This is a genomic window from Archangium lipolyticum, from assembly GCF_024623785.1.
Classification (GTDB): domain Bacteria; phylum Myxococcota; class Myxococcia; order Myxococcales; family Myxococcaceae; genus Archangium; species Archangium lipolyticum.
In genome coordinates this window covers 164522-181391 of the sequence record NZ_JANKBZ010000004.1, presented here as the reverse complement: position 1 = coordinate 181391, position 16870 = coordinate 164522, and the positions used below count along the sequence as shown (strand labels likewise).

General features: G+C 65.3%; 15 protein-coding genes and 1 pseudogene. 10 read left to right on the top strand and 6 right to left on the bottom strand.

What is annotated here, in order from left to right:
* Nucleotides 1-202: 202 nt before the first annotated feature.
* The 6 genes from NR810_RS10935 to NR810_RS10910 all read left to right on the top strand — a co-directional run bounded on the left by NR810_RS10935 (nucleotide 203) and on the right by NR810_RS10910 (nucleotide 4901).
* Nucleotides 203-871, top strand: a complete 669-nt coding sequence (locus NR810_RS10935; protein WP_257451078.1) for a TetR/AcrR family transcriptional regulator — start codon at nucleotides 203-205, stop codon at nucleotides 869-871.
* On the top strand, nucleotides 868-1629 hold the full coding sequence (locus NR810_RS10930; RefSeq protein ID WP_257451076.1) for an SDR family NAD(P)-dependent oxidoreductase: 762 nt from the start codon (nucleotides 868-870) through the stop codon (nucleotides 1627-1629). The genes NR810_RS10935 and NR810_RS10930 overlap by 4 nt, the downstream gene beginning before the upstream one ends.
* A gap of 11 nt (nucleotides 1630-1640) precedes the next feature.
* Nucleotides 1641-1967: a hypothetical protein gene (locus NR810_RS10925; RefSeq protein ID WP_257451073.1), complete on the top strand. Its 327-nt coding sequence runs from the start codon at nucleotides 1641-1643 to the stop codon at nucleotides 1965-1967.
* Nucleotides 1968-2075: 108 nt separating this feature from the next.
* On the top strand, nucleotides 2076-2963 hold the full coding sequence (locus NR810_RS10920; RefSeq protein WP_257451071.1) for a hypothetical protein: 888 nt from the start codon (nucleotides 2076-2078) through the stop codon (nucleotides 2961-2963).
* A gap of 110 nt (nucleotides 2964-3073) precedes the next feature.
* On the top strand, nucleotides 3074-3988 hold the full coding sequence (locus tag NR810_RS10915; RefSeq protein ID WP_257451069.1) for an ion transporter: 915 nt from the start codon (nucleotides 3074-3076) through the stop codon (nucleotides 3986-3988).
* 91 nt (nucleotides 3989-4079) lie between these two features.
* The gene (locus NR810_RS10910) at nucleotides 4080-4901 is read left to right on the top strand and encodes an alpha/beta fold hydrolase (RefSeq protein WP_257451067.1); all 822 of its coding nucleotides are present in this window, start codon (nucleotides 4080-4082) and stop codon (nucleotides 4899-4901) included.
* A gap of 3 nt (nucleotides 4902-4904) precedes the next feature.
* Here the strand turns inward: NR810_RS10910 and NR810_RS10905 are convergent, their stop codons facing one another.
* A complete protein-coding gene (locus NR810_RS10905; protein ID WP_257451065.1) occupies nucleotides 4905-5831 on the bottom strand; it encodes a glutaminase in 927 nt (308 codons plus the stop codon).
* A 181-nt stretch (nucleotides 5832-6012) separates the two neighbouring features.
* On the opposite strand from NR810_RS10905, the gene NR810_RS10900 reads away from it, so the two are divergent.
* The gene (locus NR810_RS10900) at nucleotides 6013-8112 is read left to right on the top strand and encodes a lectin (protein WP_257451063.1); all 2100 of its coding nucleotides are present in this window, start codon (nucleotides 6013-6015) and stop codon (nucleotides 8110-8112) included.
* A 19-nt stretch (nucleotides 8113-8131) separates the two neighbouring features.
* Here the strand turns inward: NR810_RS10900 and NR810_RS10895 are convergent, their stop codons facing one another.
* The 4 genes and pseudogenes from NR810_RS10895 to NR810_RS10880 form a co-directional block, all read right to left on the bottom strand.
* Nucleotides 8132-8953 carry a penicillin-binding transpeptidase domain-containing protein gene (locus NR810_RS10895; protein ID WP_257451061.1) on the bottom strand — a complete coding sequence of 274 codons (822 nt, stop codon included), beginning with the start codon at nucleotides 8951-8953 and terminating at the stop codon, nucleotides 8132-8134.
* A 152-nt stretch (nucleotides 8954-9105) separates the two neighbouring features.
* On the bottom strand, nucleotides 9106-9501 hold the full coding sequence (locus tag NR810_RS10890) for a hypothetical protein (protein WP_257451058.1): 396 nt from the start codon (nucleotides 9499-9501) through the stop codon (nucleotides 9106-9108).
* A gap of 43 nt (nucleotides 9502-9544) precedes the next feature.
* Nucleotides 9545-10377, bottom strand: a pseudogene (locus tag NR810_RS10885) (IS5 family transposase).
* Nucleotides 10378-10609: 232 nt separating this feature from the next.
* Nucleotides 10610-10780 carry a hypothetical protein gene (locus tag NR810_RS10880; protein WP_257451057.1) on the bottom strand — a complete coding sequence of 57 codons (171 nt, stop codon included), beginning with the start codon at nucleotides 10778-10780 and terminating at the stop codon, nucleotides 10610-10612.
* 449 nt (nucleotides 10781-11229) lie between these two features.
* On the opposite strand from NR810_RS10880, the gene NR810_RS10875 reads away from it, so the two are divergent.
* The gene (locus tag NR810_RS10875) at nucleotides 11230-14451 is read left to right on the top strand and encodes an RCC1 domain-containing protein (protein WP_306818072.1); all 3222 of its coding nucleotides are present in this window, start codon (nucleotides 11230-11232) and stop codon (nucleotides 14449-14451) included.
* 431 nt (nucleotides 14452-14882) lie between these two features.
* Here the strand turns inward: NR810_RS10875 and NR810_RS10870 are convergent, their stop codons facing one another.
* Nucleotides 14883-15176: a hypothetical protein gene (locus tag NR810_RS10870; protein WP_257451051.1), complete on the bottom strand. Its 294-nt coding sequence runs from the start codon at nucleotides 15174-15176 to the stop codon at nucleotides 14883-14885.
* Between the two features lie 104 nt (nucleotides 15177-15280).
* On the opposite strand from NR810_RS10870, the gene NR810_RS10865 reads away from it, so the two are divergent.
* On the top strand, nucleotides 15281-15796 hold the full coding sequence (locus NR810_RS10865) for a PH domain-containing protein (RefSeq protein ID WP_257451048.1): 516 nt from the start codon (nucleotides 15281-15283) through the stop codon (nucleotides 15794-15796).
* Nucleotides 15793-16548, top strand: a complete 756-nt coding sequence (locus NR810_RS10860; RefSeq protein ID WP_257451046.1) for a PH domain-containing protein — start codon at nucleotides 15793-15795, stop codon at nucleotides 16546-16548. The genes NR810_RS10865 and NR810_RS10860 overlap by 4 nt, the downstream gene beginning before the upstream one ends.
* Nucleotides 16549-16870: the final 322 nt, after the last annotated feature.

The following is a 16870-nucleotide window of genomic DNA, read 5'->3' as shown; positions in this document are numbered from 1 at the left end:
GGGGCGGCGGGTCGGTCGGGGTTGAGCGGTACAGGGGGCAGTAGGGGGTAGGGCAGTCTTCGGGGGTAGTACGGGGGAAACACGTCGGGAAGGAGCTGCTGGGGGGCAGCTCCTTCCCGATTCTTTTTGGGGGGCACGTGGGCCCTCGGTCGGAATCACCTGTTGCCTGTGCGACCGATCGGTCATATGACTGGTCGGTCACATGCCCACGAGTACCTTCTTCCGACTGCCCGACGAGCGCAGGGACCGCCTCGTGAACGAGGCCATCATCGAGTTCTCCGACCGGAGCTACACCGAGGCCTCGCTCTCGCAGATCGCGCTCCGCGCGAGCATTCCCAAGGGGAGCGTCTACCAGTACTTCGAGGACAAGCTCGACCTGTACCGCTGGCTCCTCACCGAGGAAGCCCCGCGCCGCAAGCGTGAGTTCATCGGCGCGGTGCCCCCGGAGAGCGACTTCTGGGCCCGCCTCGAGACGTTCATCGAGCGCGGCATGGCGTTCCTCGTGGAGCACCCGCGCCTGGCCCGGCTCTCCGCGGCCGCCGCCGCTCCGACCGCGGTGGTGGAGGTCCGCGGCCTCTACAAGGCCATCTGCGAGGCCGGCATCGTGGAACTCCGCGCCGTCCTGGAGGAGGGCACCCGCCGCGGTGCGCTCGAAGCGCCGGACCTCGACATCGCCACCCGCTTCGTCGCCACCGTCATCGGCCCCGGCCTGACGGATGTCATCCTCCTGGAGCTCGGCGCGGAGCTCCACGAGGTCCTCGCTTCGGACTCCTTGCGTAAACGATTGAACCTCAAACGCCGGCGGGCCCTCGCTCGCCAGGCCATCCACTTCATCCGCAACGGACTGGGCTCTGAAAGGAAATCACGATGATTCGCTATGACTTCACCGGACGCGTCGCACTCGTCATCGGAGGCACCTCTGGAATCGGCCTCGCCACGGCGCGAGCCTTCGCCCGCTCGGGCGCCAGCATCGCGCTCGCCGCCCGGGGAGAGGAGGCGGGACTCGCGGCCCGCGCGGCCCTGGAGGCCGAAGGCGCCCGCGTCCTCTTCTTCCCCACGGACGTGCGTGACGAAGCCACCGTGGCGAGGGCCGTGGAGGGCACCGTGAAGCACTTCGGCCGGCTCGACTACGCGGTCAACAGCGCGGGTGCGGGTGACATGGCCCCGCTGGAGAGCACGAACCAGGATGTCTGGGACGACGTCATGGCCGTCAATGCCCGAGGCATCTGGCTGGCCATGCGCCATGAAATCCCGGCGATGCTCGCCACGGGCGGAGGCTCCATCGTCAACATCAGCTCCATCTTCGGCCTCGCCGGACGGGCGGCGAACCACGCCTATGTCGCCTCGAAGCACGCGGTGGTCGGACTGACGCGCTCCGTGGCGCTCGAGTTCGCGACGCGCGGCATCCGTGTGAATGCCCTCTGCGCCGGCACCGTCGCGACCGCCAGCATGCTCGAGGCGGAGGCGTTCATGCCCGACATCGTCCGGGGGCTCGTCTCCGAGCACCCGATGAAGCGGATGGCCACGGAAGAGGAGATCGCCAGCGCCGTGCTCTGGCTGTGCTCCAACGGCGCGGGCTACGTCACCGGCACGCCGCTGCCTGTCGACGGCGGTTTCCTCGCCGCCTAGAGTCGCGGCCCATGAACCGCCGACTCGTTCCCGCCTGGGCCGCGGGCATCACCGTGGCCTATTTCGTGCTCAGCCTTGGCTCGGTGTGGTCCTTCTCCCTGGGACCGCCAGCCTGGCTGGAGCAGGGATTGAGCCTGTTGGCGGCGCCCGCGCTGCTGCTCCTGTTGGTGTGGAATCCCCTGCTGCGCCCGCTCGGCCTGACCTCCGGCGAATGGGTCGTCGGTCCCAGCGGCCCGGCCTGCGTGCTCCTCATCCTCATGTACGCGAGTCTGGTCTACGGCCTGGCCCGGCTCCTGTGCGGTGGACCGCGTCGCTCGCGGGACGTTCATCATCCGTGAATCGGGGGAGGGTGGAGGTTGCGTGAAGGCACCGGGCGAGTGGAAGATGCGGGCTTACCATCCGGTAAGCACTTGCCCACCAGGCGGTAAATCCCACCGAGGTTCCTCATGGCCGACGCACTGGTTCCCACCACGTCCTTGCGCTCCAGCTTCTATTCCCCCATCCCCGAGTCCGCGCGGGAGGATCTCCTGCTTGCCTACCGGCGGTTCCTCGAGAGCCGGAACGGCGACATGGATTTGACCCGTGGCTTCTCGCGGCGGGAGGAGTGGCTGCGCGAGGCCGCCGGCTGGCGGAGTGAGTTCAAGGGGCGGGTGGACGGCGAGGCCTTCAACCGGGCCTACGCGCGCTTCGACGAGGTGAAGAACCTGTCCATGCCAGAGGTGGCGCTGCTGACGTTCGTGAAGGCGAACGCGGGCGAGGCCTACGGTGTGGAGGTGGTCAACCGCGTGCGCCAGAAGCGCCAGGACGGGACGAAGCTCTTCCACCAGGTGGAGCGGCTGCTGAGCTTCGAGGAGACGTACCACACGCGCATCCTCATCGGTGCCACGCAGCACTTCGGGGTGAAGGTGGAGGGGGCGTGGCGGCCGAACCTGCAACTGCGGCTGCTCATCGGCTCCCTGGCCTACGCGCCGGGCCTCTTCTTCCATCCCATCCTGCTGGCCTCGGAGATCTCCGGCGTCTTCATCTTCCAGTGGATGCTGCACCGGGTGGGGCAGATCTTCCGGGATCAGCCCGCGGTGCGTGAGTCCATGGAGCGGCGGCTGATTGAGATCCTCGTGGACGAGGTGGGCCACGTGGCCTTCAACCGCATGGCGGTGGGGCCGACGGGCCTGTCGGTGGTGCGGCGCATGACGCCCGGAATCCTGCAGGGCGTGGTCAGCACCACGCCGGAGTACAAGGCGGTCGGGCTGAACGAGCACGAGATGAGCAAGCTGAACGGCTTCGACCTGCACCACCTGCCCGAGGAAGTGCTGCGCCGCGCCTACTTCGTCTGACGCCGGGAGGTGGTGGGTTGCACGGGACGCTCGCACCTTGCGCCGTCCGCATCCGGTCTTAGCTTGGCGCCGCGCCGCTCGGGGAGCGGTGTGACTCCGAGTCAACAGCCATGCAGCTCCAGCGAATCGCGGGCTCTCGTCCCTTCCAGACCCTCATCACCCTGTCCATCCTGTTCGCCGGTGCCCTCGTCGGCGTGGAGACCTCCCCCGAGCTGGTCGCACGACACGGGGCGCTGCTCCACGCGCTCGACCGGCTGGTGCTCGTCATCTTCGTGGTGGAGCTCCTCATCAAGCTGGGAGCCGAGGGCCGCAAGCCCTGGCGGTTCTTCCAGGATCCGTGGAACGTCTTCGACTTCCTCATCGTGGCCACGGCGCTCCTGCCCATCTCCGCGCAGCACTTGATGGTGCTCCGGCTGGTACGGCTGTTCCGGGTGCTCCGGCTGGTGCGCGCCCTGCCCAGGCTCCAGATTCTCGTCACCGCCCTCATCAAGAGCATTCCGTCCATGGGGTACGTGGCGCTCCTGTTGGGGCTGGTCTTCTACATCTACGGTGTAGCGGGGACCTTCCTCTTCGGTGCCAACGATCCGGTCCACTTCGGCAGCCTGCCCACGGCCCTGCTCTCCCTGTTCCGTGTCGTCACCCTCGAAGGCTGGACCGAGCTGCTCTACATCCAGATGCGGGGCTGCGACCGGTTCGGCTACGGAGACTTCGCCGCGCTGTGCACCCAGCCTCAGCCTCAACCGATGGCGGCGGTCGTCTTCTTCGTCTCCTTCGTCCTGCTGGGCACGATGATCATCCTCAACCTGTTCATCGGCGTCATCATGAGCGGCATGGAGGAGGCAGCCGAGGAAGAGGAGGAGCGTCGCAGGACCGCCGCACCCTCGCGGGGCCAGAGCCTGGAACACGAGCTGGAAGGATTGGAGCGCGAGATGGCGGAGATGCAGCAGCGCCTCGCCCGGTTGCGGAAGATCGCGGTCCGGAGTGGGCCGCGAGCTCGAAATCCGCCCATCACTCGAATGGGGTAGAGCTCCCCCACCCTCCCAAGGGTTCTCGCCACGGACTCCGGCGAATAGGTTCGGGAATGTCAATTCCCACCAAAGCCATGGAGCCCAGACGATGAGCACGATCACGACGAAGGACGGCACGCAGATCTATTACAAGGACTGGGGTACGGGGCAGCCGGTGGTCTTCAGCCACGGATGGCCGCTCAACGCCGATAGCTGGGAGGACCAGATGCTGTTCCTGGCATCCAATGGCTATCGCTGCATCGCCCATGACCGTCGGAGCCATGGCCGCTCGAGCCAGTCCTGGACTGGCAACGACATGGACACCTACGCCGACGATCTCGCGGAGCTGATCGAGACCCTCGACCTGAAGAAGGTCGTGCTGGTCGGCTTCTCCACGGGTGGAGGCGAGGTCGCCCGCTACATCGGTCGCCATGGCACGAAGCGTGTGGCCAAGGCCGTGCTGGTGGGCGCGGTGACGCCGCTGATGCTGAAGACGGCGGCCAATCCCGGTGGACTGCCGATCAAGGTCTTCGACGACATCCGGGCCAATGTCCTCGCCGACCGCTCGCAGTTCTTCAAGGACCTCACCGGGCCCTTCTTTGGTGCCAACCGTCCGGGCGCCAAGGTCTCGCAGGGTATGCGGGACGCGTTCTGGCTCGCGGGGATGCAGGCCGGGTTCAAGGGCGCCCTCGACTGCATCAAGGCGTTCTCGGAGACGGATCTCACCCGGGATCTCGAGAAGTTCGACGTGCCGACGCTGATCATCCACGGAGACGACGATCAGATCGTGCCGATCGGTGCCTCGGCCCTGCTCTCGTCCAAGATCGTCAAGGGTTCCACGCTGAAGGTCTATCCCGGTGCGCCTCACGGCCTCACCAGCACGCACAAGGATCAGGTCAACGCCGACCTGCTCGCCTTCCTGAAGTCCTGAGCCTCAAAACACGGAGAGCCCGGTCAGCGTGGTGAAGCGGTCCAGCGCCTCCACGCCGGCCACCGAGTTCCCGCGCGCATCGAGCCCGGGGCTCCACACGCAGAGCCCGCACCGGTTGGGGATGACGGCGATGATGCCGCCGCCCACGCCGCTCTTGCCGGGCAGGCCGACGCGGTAGGCGAACTCGCCCGCGGCGTCGTAGGTGCCGCAGGTGAGCATGACCGCGTTGACCTGCTTGGCCTGGCTGCGCGTGAGCAGCCGCTCCCCATCGGCGCGCTGGCCATGGCGGGCGAGGAAGCCGCAGGCCCGGGCGAGGTCCGCGCAGCTCGCGGCGAGGGAGCACTGCCAGAAGTAGTGCTCCAGCACCTCGGCGACGGGGTTCTCGATGTTGCCGTAGCTGGCCATGAAGTGGGCCAGCGAGGCATTGCGGTGGCCATGCTCGGCCTCGGAGGCGGCGACGGCGGGGTCGAAGTCCAGCGCCGGGTTGCCGCTCTCCGCGCGGAGGAAGTCGCGCAGCACGCCCCGCGCGTCACCGGTGAGCCGGAGCAGCCGGTCGGTGATGACGAGCGCGCCCGCGTTGATGAAGGGGTTGCGGGGGATGCCCTGCTCGTACTCGAGCTGGACGAGCGAGTTGAAGGGGTTGCCCGAAGGCTCCTTGCCCACGCGGCGCCAGACGGCGTCACCGTCTCGGGCCAGGGTGAGGGCGAGGGTGAAGACCTTGGAGATGCTCTGGATGGAGAAGGGCACGTGCCAATCGCCGACGCCGAAGAGGTCTCCGTCCACGGTGGCCAGCGCCATGCCGAAGCGATTCGGGTCCACCGCCGCGAGCGCGGGGATGTAGCTGGCGACACGCCCCTGCCCGATGAGCGGCCACACCGCCGCCATTACCTCGTCGAGAATCCCCTGGTAGTCCATGGCGTGCCCGTCCATCTCGGCGGCACATGATAGTCGCGAGGGCGCGGGCGTCCACCTCACTGGCGCATGCGAGGCGCAGCGGCAGTTTCCACTTCGGCACAGTCGCGCGAGAAGGGGCGAAACGGCGCGACCATCCGCACGCGCCGAGGACTATGAGCGGCCGCCCGCCAGTCGCCTGGCGAGAAGGAGGCGTTTCATGGATCGTCGTACGCAGCGAGTCCTGTTGAGGAAGGTGTTTGGCGTTTCCATCCTGGTCCTGGCGGCCGCGTGCGGTCCCGGGGCTGTGTCCGAATCACCCGGGCTGCGGACCCAGGGCGCGGCGCTCTTCACGGGTGAGCCGCTCGTGAGTGCGTCGAGCGGACGCTGCCTCGACGTGAAGCAAGAGAGCCGCACGCCCGGTACGGGGCTGCAGATTCATGGCTGCCATGGCCGCATCAACCAGGCCTTCACCTTCACCGCCGCGGGCGAGCTGCGCACCTACGACAACACGCTGTGCGTGGACACGGCCTCGGGGCAGACGGCCCAGGGAACGCGCGCCGTCATCGCCACGTGCACGGGCTCGCTGGCGCAGAAGTGGGTCTTCAACGCGAACGGCACCTTGGTCCACACGGCGAGCGGCCTGTGCCTGGACGTGGAGGGCGCGAAGACCGCGGACGGGACGCCCGTCATCGTCTGGACCTGCAATGGACAGACGAACCAGAAGTGGTCCCGTCCCGCGGCCCCGGACACGCAAGCGCCCACGCCGCCGAGCGGCCTCGTGACGAGCAACCTCACCTGCAACTCGGTGACGCTGAGCTGGACGGGCTCGACGGACAACGTGGGCGTCGCCTTCTACGACGTGTACCACGACGGTCAGCAGATGAAGTCCGTGGATGGCAACACGCACTCGACGTCGCTCACGGTGGTGCCGGGCGTCACCTGGGGCCTGTACGTGAACGCGCGCGACGCCGCGGGCAACGTCTCGCAGGCAAGCCCTACGCTGTCGTTGAAGCCGCCGCAGTGCCAGGTGGACACCACGCCACCGACGGCACCGACGCAGCTGTCGGGCAGTGCGTCCGGAACGAGCGTGACGTTGAGCTGGAACGGCTCGACGGACAACGTGGGCGTCACCGGCTACGACGTGCTCCGCGACGGCGCCAGGGTTGGAACCGCGACGGGCACCACTTTCGCGGACAGCGGGCTCGCGGCGAGCACCTCATACACCTATACGGTCGTCGCGCGAGACGCCCAGGGCAACGTGTCCACCGCGAGCAACGCGCTCACGCTCACCACGGGCGCGGCCTGCGCGAACCCCATCTGCTCGGTGACGCAGGTCACGACGGACACGGACATCCCGTGGGGGCTCGTGCCGCTCGCGGACGGGACGGTGCTCTACGGCCGCCGGGACGCGCAGGACATCGTGCGCTTGAATCCTGTGACGGGCGTGAAGACGACGCTCGGCACGGTGCCCAACGTGCAGAGCACGGACGGAGAGGGCGGCCTGCTCGGGCTCGCCGTCGCACCGACGTTCGACACGGACCGCTGGCTGTACATCATGCACACGTCGCCCACGGACAACCGCATCGTGCGCATCAAGGTAACGGCGGGCTTCACACTCGACCTCGCGAGCCATCAGGTGCTGGTGCAGGGGTTGTTGCGCAACAAGTTCCACAACGGCGGCCGCCTGCGGTGGGGCCCGGACGGCAAGCTGTACGCGAGCACCGGCGACGCGCAGAACGGCGCCAACGCGCAGGACACCTCGAACCTCGCGGGCAAGGTGCTTCGCATCAACCCGGACGGCACCATTCCCAGCGACAACCCGTTCGGGAACTTCGTCTGGAGCTATGGCCACCGCAATCCGCAGGGGCTGGCCTTCGACTCGAACGGCCGGCTTTGGGAGCAGGAATTCGGCAACTCGGTGATGGACGAGACCAACCTCATCGTGAAGGGGGGCAACTACGGCTGGCCCAACTGCGAGGGCACAGTCTCGCAAGGCGGAAGCGGTTGTGCGACTCCGGGCTACATCGCGCCCAAGCAGACGTATTCCACGGCCGAGGGCTCGTGCAGTGGAATCGCCATCGTGCGTGACGTGCTCTACGTGGCGTGCCAGCGCGGCACGCGGTTGTACCGAGAGGTCATCTCGGGCTCGAGCCTCACCAATGTGACGCCGTACTTCGTCGGAACGTACGGACGGCTGCGCACGGTCGAGCCGTCCGTGGACGGGAACCTCTGGCTCACCACGAGCAACTCGGGGGACAAGGACAGCATCCCCAACAACAGCAACGAGAAGATCTTCCGCGTGCTGCTCGGCAATTGAGGCGCACGCGCGTTCTTCTCTAGAGCACGCCCAGGCCCTGGAGGGCGTCCACGGCCGCGTGAAGCGCCGTGGGGCCCTCGAGGTGCTCGCCCGTCACCAGGCTCGCGAAGACGTACTCTCCGCGCGGCGAGCGCACATGGCCCACCAGCCAGCTCACGTCACCGTCCTGCTTCGTGTGCGTGGAGCCCGTCTTCCCGCTCACCACCGCGCCCGTGGGCCACGGCCCCGCCAGCCGCTTCATCCGCTCCGGCGCCGTGTCCGGTGCCTGCACCAGGATGCGCTTCACCGCCTCCCGCGAGCGCTCGCTCACCGGCAGCTCGTTCTTATACAGGCGGGCGAGGAACCGCACCTGCTCCTCCGGGGAGATGAGCAGCGGGCCCGCGAGCCAGAAGCCGGTGAGCTCACCGGACACGTCCTCGTTGCCGTAGCCGAAGCGGTGCAGCCAGTCCTTCATCCGCTCACGGCCGATCTGCTTCGCCGTGCCCTGGAAGAACCACACCACCGAGTAGCGGATGGCCGACTCCAACGAGTGGTCCCGGTTCCAGTCGGGCACGTCCCGCTTCTTCCCGTCCCACTTGCGTGTGGCCGCCGGGTCCGTGACCACGCCCGTCTCCAGGGCGATGAGGGCGTGCGGAACCTTGAAGGTGGACGCGGGGGGCATCCGCTTCGCGCAGCGCTCGGGGTCGTTGCGCGTCAGCTCGCCCGTCTTCAAGTCCAGCAGCACGAAGCAGCCCGGGTGTTTCTTGGGTTCGGTCCTGGCGGGTTGGGCCAGGGCGCCCAGGGGCGGGAGAAGCACGAGGGCCAGCAGCAGCGAGGGCAGGGGAGAAGGGGCTCGGGTCATCACCCAACATACCGCCGCCCGCACATTGGCGAAGCGGAACTGCCCCGGTACGTGCTGAGGCGATTCACCCTGGGCTACTGACGTTATGGGACGCATGGGGGCCCTGATTGGTACTACAGTGGGACTTTCCCTCGGAGGAGCGCTTGAATTGCCTACTCGGAATCCTCCGCTGATTTGCCTGTCTCCGCCTCTTCCCCCTCAAGAGGTGCGTTCATGAACGTAAACCTCCCAGGCAATCGAACGACCATGAAACCCTTACCGGCGATTCTGACGCGCTCTGCGTCCTCTGCCTTCCCGCTGGCCAGCCATTTGTCTGCCTCTTCCCGTGTGGCGAACCCATGGGAGACCTTGAGCTTAAATGAGGGGTCGAAAAAGTCCCTGTAGAACCTGCGGAAATCGTCCTCTTTCCTGATGTGGCGGGGGTAGAGCAATGCAATCTGCGCGAGTTCGATCACATCCCTCTCTGGCGAGCCCTCCGGGTGCTTTTCGCTGATTGAATCAAGAGCGCTGATGATTGCGTCTGTGTCGAAGTCTGAAATAAGGGGCATGGTAGCACCGAGCCTTTCGCGTTTCTGTCTCTGGAGGCAAAGTCTAGGGTGCTTCTGCAAACCTGAGCCAGATGAGAATGGTGGCGATGGTGACCATCGCCAGGTAGTTGGCCGCCTGCTTCTCGTAGCGGGTGGCCACGCGACGCAACTGCTTGAGCCGGTTTATCAGCCGCTCCACCTTGTTGCGCTGCCGGTAGGTGTCGCGGTCGAAACGGCCCTTGCGGCACTCGTCCTTGCGGCGAGGAATGATGCAGCGGATGCGACGCAGGCGCAGGTAGTGGCGAATGGCTCGCGAGCTGTAGCCCTTGTCTGCCGCCAGGCCCAGAGGGCGTAGACGCGGCCGACCTCGGCCCTTGCGCCGTACCGCGCCCTGGCTCATCAGGGAGGTGAAGACCGTGGACTCGTTGCGCTGCCCTGGAGTCAGGACGAAGGTAACAGGACAGCCCCGTCCCTCCGCGCGCAGATGAAGTTTGGTGGAGAAACTGCCCCGACTGCGTCCGAGTGCTTCGGTTTCAGGGTCCCCCCTTTTGCTCCCGCCGCATGCTGGTGGGCGCGGATGACGGAGCCGTCCACGAAGTGCACTTGCCAGTCGAACTCACCTGCCGCGTCGCTGCGCGCCTGCAAGGCCTCGAGCACCTTCTGCCAGACGCCCGCCTTCCTCCAGCGATAGAAGCGGCTGGCCACGGTGCGCCACTTGCCGTACTTGGGCGGTAGGTCCGGCCACGGCGCTCCCGTGCGCAGCACCCAGAGAATCCCGTTGATGATGGGACGGTGGTCCTTGTTGGGCCGTCCCACCTTGGGCTTCTGTCGCGGCAGCAGCGGTTGTATCCTCGCCCACTCCTCGTCCGTCAGCTCCCCTCTGCCCACCTCACTCATGGTGACTTTAAAGGTGGGCACGCCTGTACTACTTTGCAAATAGGCCCTAGCTCGAGCGCCTCCAGGTCCAGCCCCTCGGGGGCGAGCCGGAACACGCCCATGCGCTGGAACATATAGGCAATGCTGCCGCTGTTGCACATGTTGCGCCCGAGAGCGTCTGGCAGCTCGTGCATGAGAAGAACAGTGAGGCGAGGAATGCCTATTACGACGCGCACCAAGCCTATGTGCAGCGTCACTTCGAGCAGATCATGTAGGCGAAGGAGCTGCCAGCCATCCTCGGTATGGAGAGCCGGTGGCCCTGTTTTTGGTGAGCGAGCCCGGAGAGACTGCCTCGCACCACGACGCTGACGGTATCCAGGGGGACCAGCCTCACCCAGTACAGGGAGATGAGGAGTTCAATCAAGGTGGGGGCGGCCTCCTCGCAAGAGGCAGGCGAACACGTCCATCGCGAAGCTGTTGCGCGGTAGGCCTGACCAATCCAATTGTGGCTTCCGCTTCGTCTTTAGCTCCGCTCCCGTCGCTGCCAATGGCGGTAGGTTCGCGTCTTCCGGCTTTGGCTCCTCCATCGGTTGAGGACCTGAGAGGCGCGCCAACAGAGCCTTTCAGGCGCAACACGGTCGACGAGGACGAAGCCGCCCGCTTCATGCGTGACTTGGTGGTCCTCGTGGTGAAGACGGTGCACGGCCCCGAGAATGCGTCCGAGTCGACAACGAACGACTTATGACGGTATTCGTCTCTTACCCTCGTTGGGTAAACTTGAAACGAATGTTTCTGTCCTGGGTGTGATGAGCGCGCTAGAAGTGCTTTCTGGCGGACCCTGCTGGAACGCCAAATACGTGAGGAGTTTTGAACATGAGAGATTCAAGAAGAGATGTCCTAGGGATGCCGTTACAGGCGGTGCTCGTGCTGCTATTCGTGGGGGGCTGTGGTGTTTCCGAGACGGAGCCAGCGCCAACACCCAGTGTGCCCAAGAGCACAATGGACTCAGAGGGACTTGCGGTAAGAAAGACGCCTTCGATGCGAATCGCAGCCGGGCAGGAGCACTCCCTGGTGGTTCGTCCGAATGGCACCGTCTGGGCTACGGGCTCCAATGTCTACGGCCAGCTCGGAGACGGGACGACTACGGATCGGGCGAGCTTTACCCAGGTGCGAAACCTCACCCAGGTGGTTGCCGTGGCATCGGGTCTCTCACACTCCCTGGCGCTGCGCGCAGATGGCACCGTCTGGGCGTGGGGTTCTAATGCTTCGGGCCAACTCGGCGATAACTCGGGTGTGGACAGTCCAGTGCCTGTGCAGGTTCCTGGCCTCTGTGCGGTGACCGCGATCGGGGCGGGCGCGGAGCACTCTCTCGCGGCGTGTTCGGATGGAACCCTCTGGGCATGGGGGGCTAATAGTGATGGTCAATTAGGCAATGGCTCCACGGCCTCCCGGACCACTCCCGTGAGGGTTAGTACCACCCTGGTCAATGTCGTGGCGCTTGCCGCAGGAAGCGCGCATTCGATGGCGCTGCTGTCTGATGGCACTGTGCGCGCCTGGGGCGCAGGTTCCAGTGGACAGCTCGGCAATGGTTCGACGGCCCGCCGACTCATTCCCACCGTGATCCCCAACTTGAACGGCGTGAGCGCCATCGCCGCAGGAGATAGCCACTCGTTGGCTCTGCGGTCGGATGGCACCGTGCGCGCCTGGGGCAACAATGCCTACGGGCAGCTCGGCGACGGGACGACTACGAACCGCCTGACCCCTGTCACGGTGCTAAGCCAGAACGGCTTGGTGGCCGTCTCCGCAGGGCTGAGTTCCTCTCTGTCCGTGCGTGCGGATGGCACCGTCTGGGCATGGGGCTTCAATGCCTCGGGCCAGCTTGGCGATGGCACCTGGGTGGACCGTGCAACGCCAGTGCAGGTGAGCGGAGTGAGTCAGGGACAAGTGGGTGCAATGGGGAGTATGCACTCGCTCGTGCTGCTAGCCTCGGGGGCAGTCTACTCCTGGGGTAGCAATTTCCTCGGACAACTCGGGGATACGACCACGACGGACCGTGCTCTTCCTGGGTTAACGAGCATCCACTCAGGATGGGGTGCCCTCTCCGGAGGAGGCCAGCACTCGATCCTTCTGCGCTCGGATGGCACCCTCTGGGCAACTGGTGAGAACTCAGCTGGCCAGCTTGGCGACGGTACGACCAACGACCATCCAATGCCTATGCAGATCCCCAGCCTGAGCAACATCGTGGCCGCAGACGCTCAAGACGGTTACTCCATGGCTGTACGCGGGGACGGTACGGTCTGGTGCTGGGGCAGCAACTCCATTGTGGGATACGACAGGCCTACACAAATATCTGGGTTGAGCAACGTGGTTGACGTTTCTGGGGGTATGCATTTTGCGGTTGCGCTTAAGGCAGATGGTACTGTTTGGGCTTGGGGCTCCAACTCCTACGGTCAATTGGGAGATGGGACGAGAACCCGGCGTGACACTCCCGCACAAGTGAACGGTTTGAATTCCGTAGTGACAGCAGAAGCTGGTGGCCCACACACCTTGGCGCTGCGCGCTGATGGCACTGTCTGGACATGGGGCTCTAACTACTACGGTCAACTGGGGAACGGGACGACTACCGATCAACTTATACCCGTGCAAGTAGGTAACTTGAGTAATGTGGTGGCCGTAGCGGCTGGGTACTCCCACTCCCTGGCACTACGCGCCGACGGTACTGTCTGGGCATGGGGAAAAAACGACTCGGGTCAATTGGGAGACGGAACAATCAATGAGCGCCATACTCCCGTGCAGGTAGGCAGTTTGAGCAACGTAGTAGCCGTAGCAACCGGCTACGCCTATTCCATGGCGCTACGCGCCGACGGAACTATCTGGGTTTGGGGTGCCAACGACGATGGTCAATTGGGGAATGGGACAACCATTGCTCGCTATACGCCCGTGCAGGTGAGCAGCTTGAGCAATATAGTGGCCGTAGCAGCTGGCTATTTCCATGCCTTGGCGCTACGCGGCGACGGTACCTTCTGGGCATGGGGAGTCAACAACAATGGGCAACTTGGCAATGGCGAATTCAATCAGCGAGTGACGCCGTATAAGTTGAATAGCTTGAGTCATGTGATTGATGTGGCTGCCAGCCAATATTCATCTAGTGCATTGCGCTCGGACGGCACCGTATGGGCTTGGGGCCGCGAATACGGACAGCTCACACCGGCGCAGGTGAACAACTTGAATGGTGTAACAGATATCGCCGCAGGCTTTGGGCATTTCATGGCCTTGCGCTCGGATGGCACGGTGTGGGCGTGGGGCGACAACGGGCAAGGTCAGCTTGGCGATGGTACACGCACCAATCGGTCAGCACCAATTCCAGTAACTGGGTTAACCCAGGTGTCGGCCATTGCCGCAGGACCTTATCACTCCCTCGCATTGCGTGCGGACGGCAGTGTCTGGGGATGGGGTGCAAATTCCAGTGGCGAACTCGCAGGCGGAACGGGTTCCATCCAACCAAGGCCTTTTCAACTCCAAGGTATAAGCGACATTGTCTCCATCGCCGCAGGTAGTGGCTATTCAGTCGCTCTGAGCGTGAATGGTACGATCTGGGTATGGGGTTCAGGCACATTGGGCTTTGGCGGCTATCAAAGCAGCTTGCCACCAACTCAACTCACAAACATCACTGGTGCGGTGGGAATCGCGTCTGGGACTTGGCACATCCTCGCTAAACGTTGGGACGGAACGCTCTGGTCCTGGGGTAATACCTACGCTAGCTGGAGTAGCACACCGGTCGAAGTATTGACTTCGGTGAAATATTTTGGTGCAGGCTATATGTACTCGTATGCGGTGCGTTCGGACGGTACATTGTGGGCTTGGGGCGAAAATGACGACGGGCAACTCGGAGATGGTAGTACTACCATCCGTCTTGCCCCCGTACAGGCCTCAGGTCCAACCGGCGTTGTGAACACAGCAGGTGGTGAAAGCCATTCGCTCTTCCAGGATAGAGATGGCTCCCTTTGGGTTTCGGGGTCAAACTATTATGGTCAACTGGGCGACGGTTTCCCCAGTCCGGACCAGTACATCCCTGTTCAGATCCTGATGCCCTAATACGACTAGGTTAGATGCGAGAGAGCCCGCGAGGAGGAGCTCGGGCTCCGAGTCTACGCAGGCAGAGAGGTCAGTGACCGATACGCCGCAGCAGTAAATGCTGAAGACGACGGCGTACCTGGGGCAGCATCCATGGCGTCCTCCTCGGGGGGGGGCGCCCGACGGAGCGCGCGGAAGCCGTGGGCCACCAAGCAGAGAGGCAGAGGAAAGCCGCTGACGGGAGCCCAAGCGCTGTGCGCCATGCCAGTGCACTCTGGGTGGAGCCCCCAGGGTGCACACGCCTGCCCAGGCCGCCCTCCCATGAGGTGCGACAGGGGTGTGGGTCTGTTGCCAAGCTCCCACGAAACTCCTCCAGCCCCGCTCTGAGAGTGCCAGGCGGCGGGTTCGATTCCCGCCGCCTCCACCTACGTGGGGCGGTGACGGCAAGCCGTCTACTCAGGCGCGCCCTGCTCGATCCACGTGTTGATAAGATCAATCTCCTCGTCGGGAATGGGTGGGAATCCGAGGGGCATGCCCATCACCGCCGGGTCGTAGAGCCCGCTCTGCTCGGCGTGGCGGGCGAGCAGGCTGGCCACCAACCGGGGCGTGCCATCCGCGAGCCGATCCGGGAGCCCGCGAAACTGCCCGTCCCGTTTGATGCCTCGGAGGATGACCGAGCAGCCCTCTCCGCCCCAGCACCAAACCGGGCCGTGCGGCCTGGAAGCCGTTGGGCGTGGCCATCGCATCACGTCTGCCCAGGCTGCCCTGGGTAGCCCGGCTTCGGCTCTGCTGGCTTGCTCGAGGGACCTCCGGGTGCCAGCGTCCTCTCTCCCGACTGTCCGGAGGTTCCATGGACGACACGACCTTTCAGCGGCTCGACCAAGAGGTTCGAGCCCTGCAGCGCCCCGACCCCTCGCTCCTGACGTACTACATCCTCATGGCCTGTCTGGCCCTGCCGGCGCTGCCATTCGTCATCCTGCCGCTCTACTTCCGCTACCACACCCTGCACTTCCGCTTCGACGCGGAGGGCGTCTCGATGGGCCATGGCATCCTCTTCCGGCGCGAGATGCACCTCACCTACGCGCGGATGCAGGACATCCACCTGTCCCAGAACCTGTTCGAGCGGTGGCTCGGCATCGGCTCCGTCACCCTCCAGACCGCGGGAGCGGGAGAAGGGGGCGACATGAAGCTAGAGGGGCTCCGCAACTTCGAGGCGGTGCGCGACTACCTCTATGCACGCATGCGAGGCGTCCGCGAGAAAGCCCTGGCCCCGAGCGAGACCCGGAGCACCGAGGAGCAACTCCTCACGGAGATCCGCGACTCCCTGCGGGTGGCGGCGAGCGCCATCGAGGAGCAGTCACGGTGATCTCCGCCCTCGTCTCCGCCCTGCGACCGCTGGTCGAACCCCTGCTCAAGCTGCGCTTCGAGCCGCCGACGCTTCCAGAGGGAAGCCAGACCCTGCGCAAGCTCAAGCCTTCCGAGCGCTACCTGGCCTACGCCTATACGAGAGCCGTGCTCTCCCATGTCGGGCCGCTCCTCTCAGTCCCCGCGCTCATAGTCCTGGAGCTCGTGGTGGGCGGCTACGCCACGGTGTCTCCCTTTCTCGCCGCGATCCTCGTGCTCTCCCTGACCCTCGCATCGCTGGCCGTGTCCCTGGTGGTGCTTCGGCTGGACTGGGAGCTCCGTGACTACCTCATCGGCAGCCGGAGCCTCCGCCTGCGCGAGGGCGCGTTCGTCCAGCGCGAGCTCACCCTGAGCTACGCCAACGTGCAGAACGTGGAGGTGACGCAGGGCCCGCTCGAGCGGCTCTTTGGGTTCAAGAGCCTGCGTGTCAGCACGGCGGGAGGCAGCCGCGGCAAACCAGGAGAGCACGGCGTTCCAAGCCATGAGGCTCGGCTCGTGGGCCTGGAGGATGCCGAGGGGATCCGGGATCTCATCCTCGGTGCACTGAGACAGCAGCGCGATGCCGGACTCGGAGATCCGTCCCACGAGGCCCCGAGGACACGTACCCGGCTGCTCAAGGAGATCCGGGACGCAGCGGCAGCTCTCGCGCTCGCCACCGAGAGGCGGGCCCAGAAGACGAGCGGAGGTCTCCCGCCAGCCCCGCCGGGCCGTTGAGACAGCTCGGTAGGTGCTCGCCGCCATCGAGTAGCCCGGCACCGTCACGCTCCCGGCCAGCTCCGACTGACGCCGCCTCGCCCTGCCTGACGCACCTTCCCGGGAGAAGTGGCCCCGGATTGGCCCCGCCGGCCCCCCGTGCTACATTGAACGTATGCGTTCCGTTCGCTTTGGCTTTACGTCCTTTGGGTTCTCGCACCGCACCGGCGGAGGAGAGGCGAACGCGTAAGCGAACCGCGCAGCAACTCTCCCGAAACCGCCGGCTCCCCCCGGCGGTTTTTTTTTGCCCGAGTGGCTGCGCGTCACCCCTGCAACCAGCATG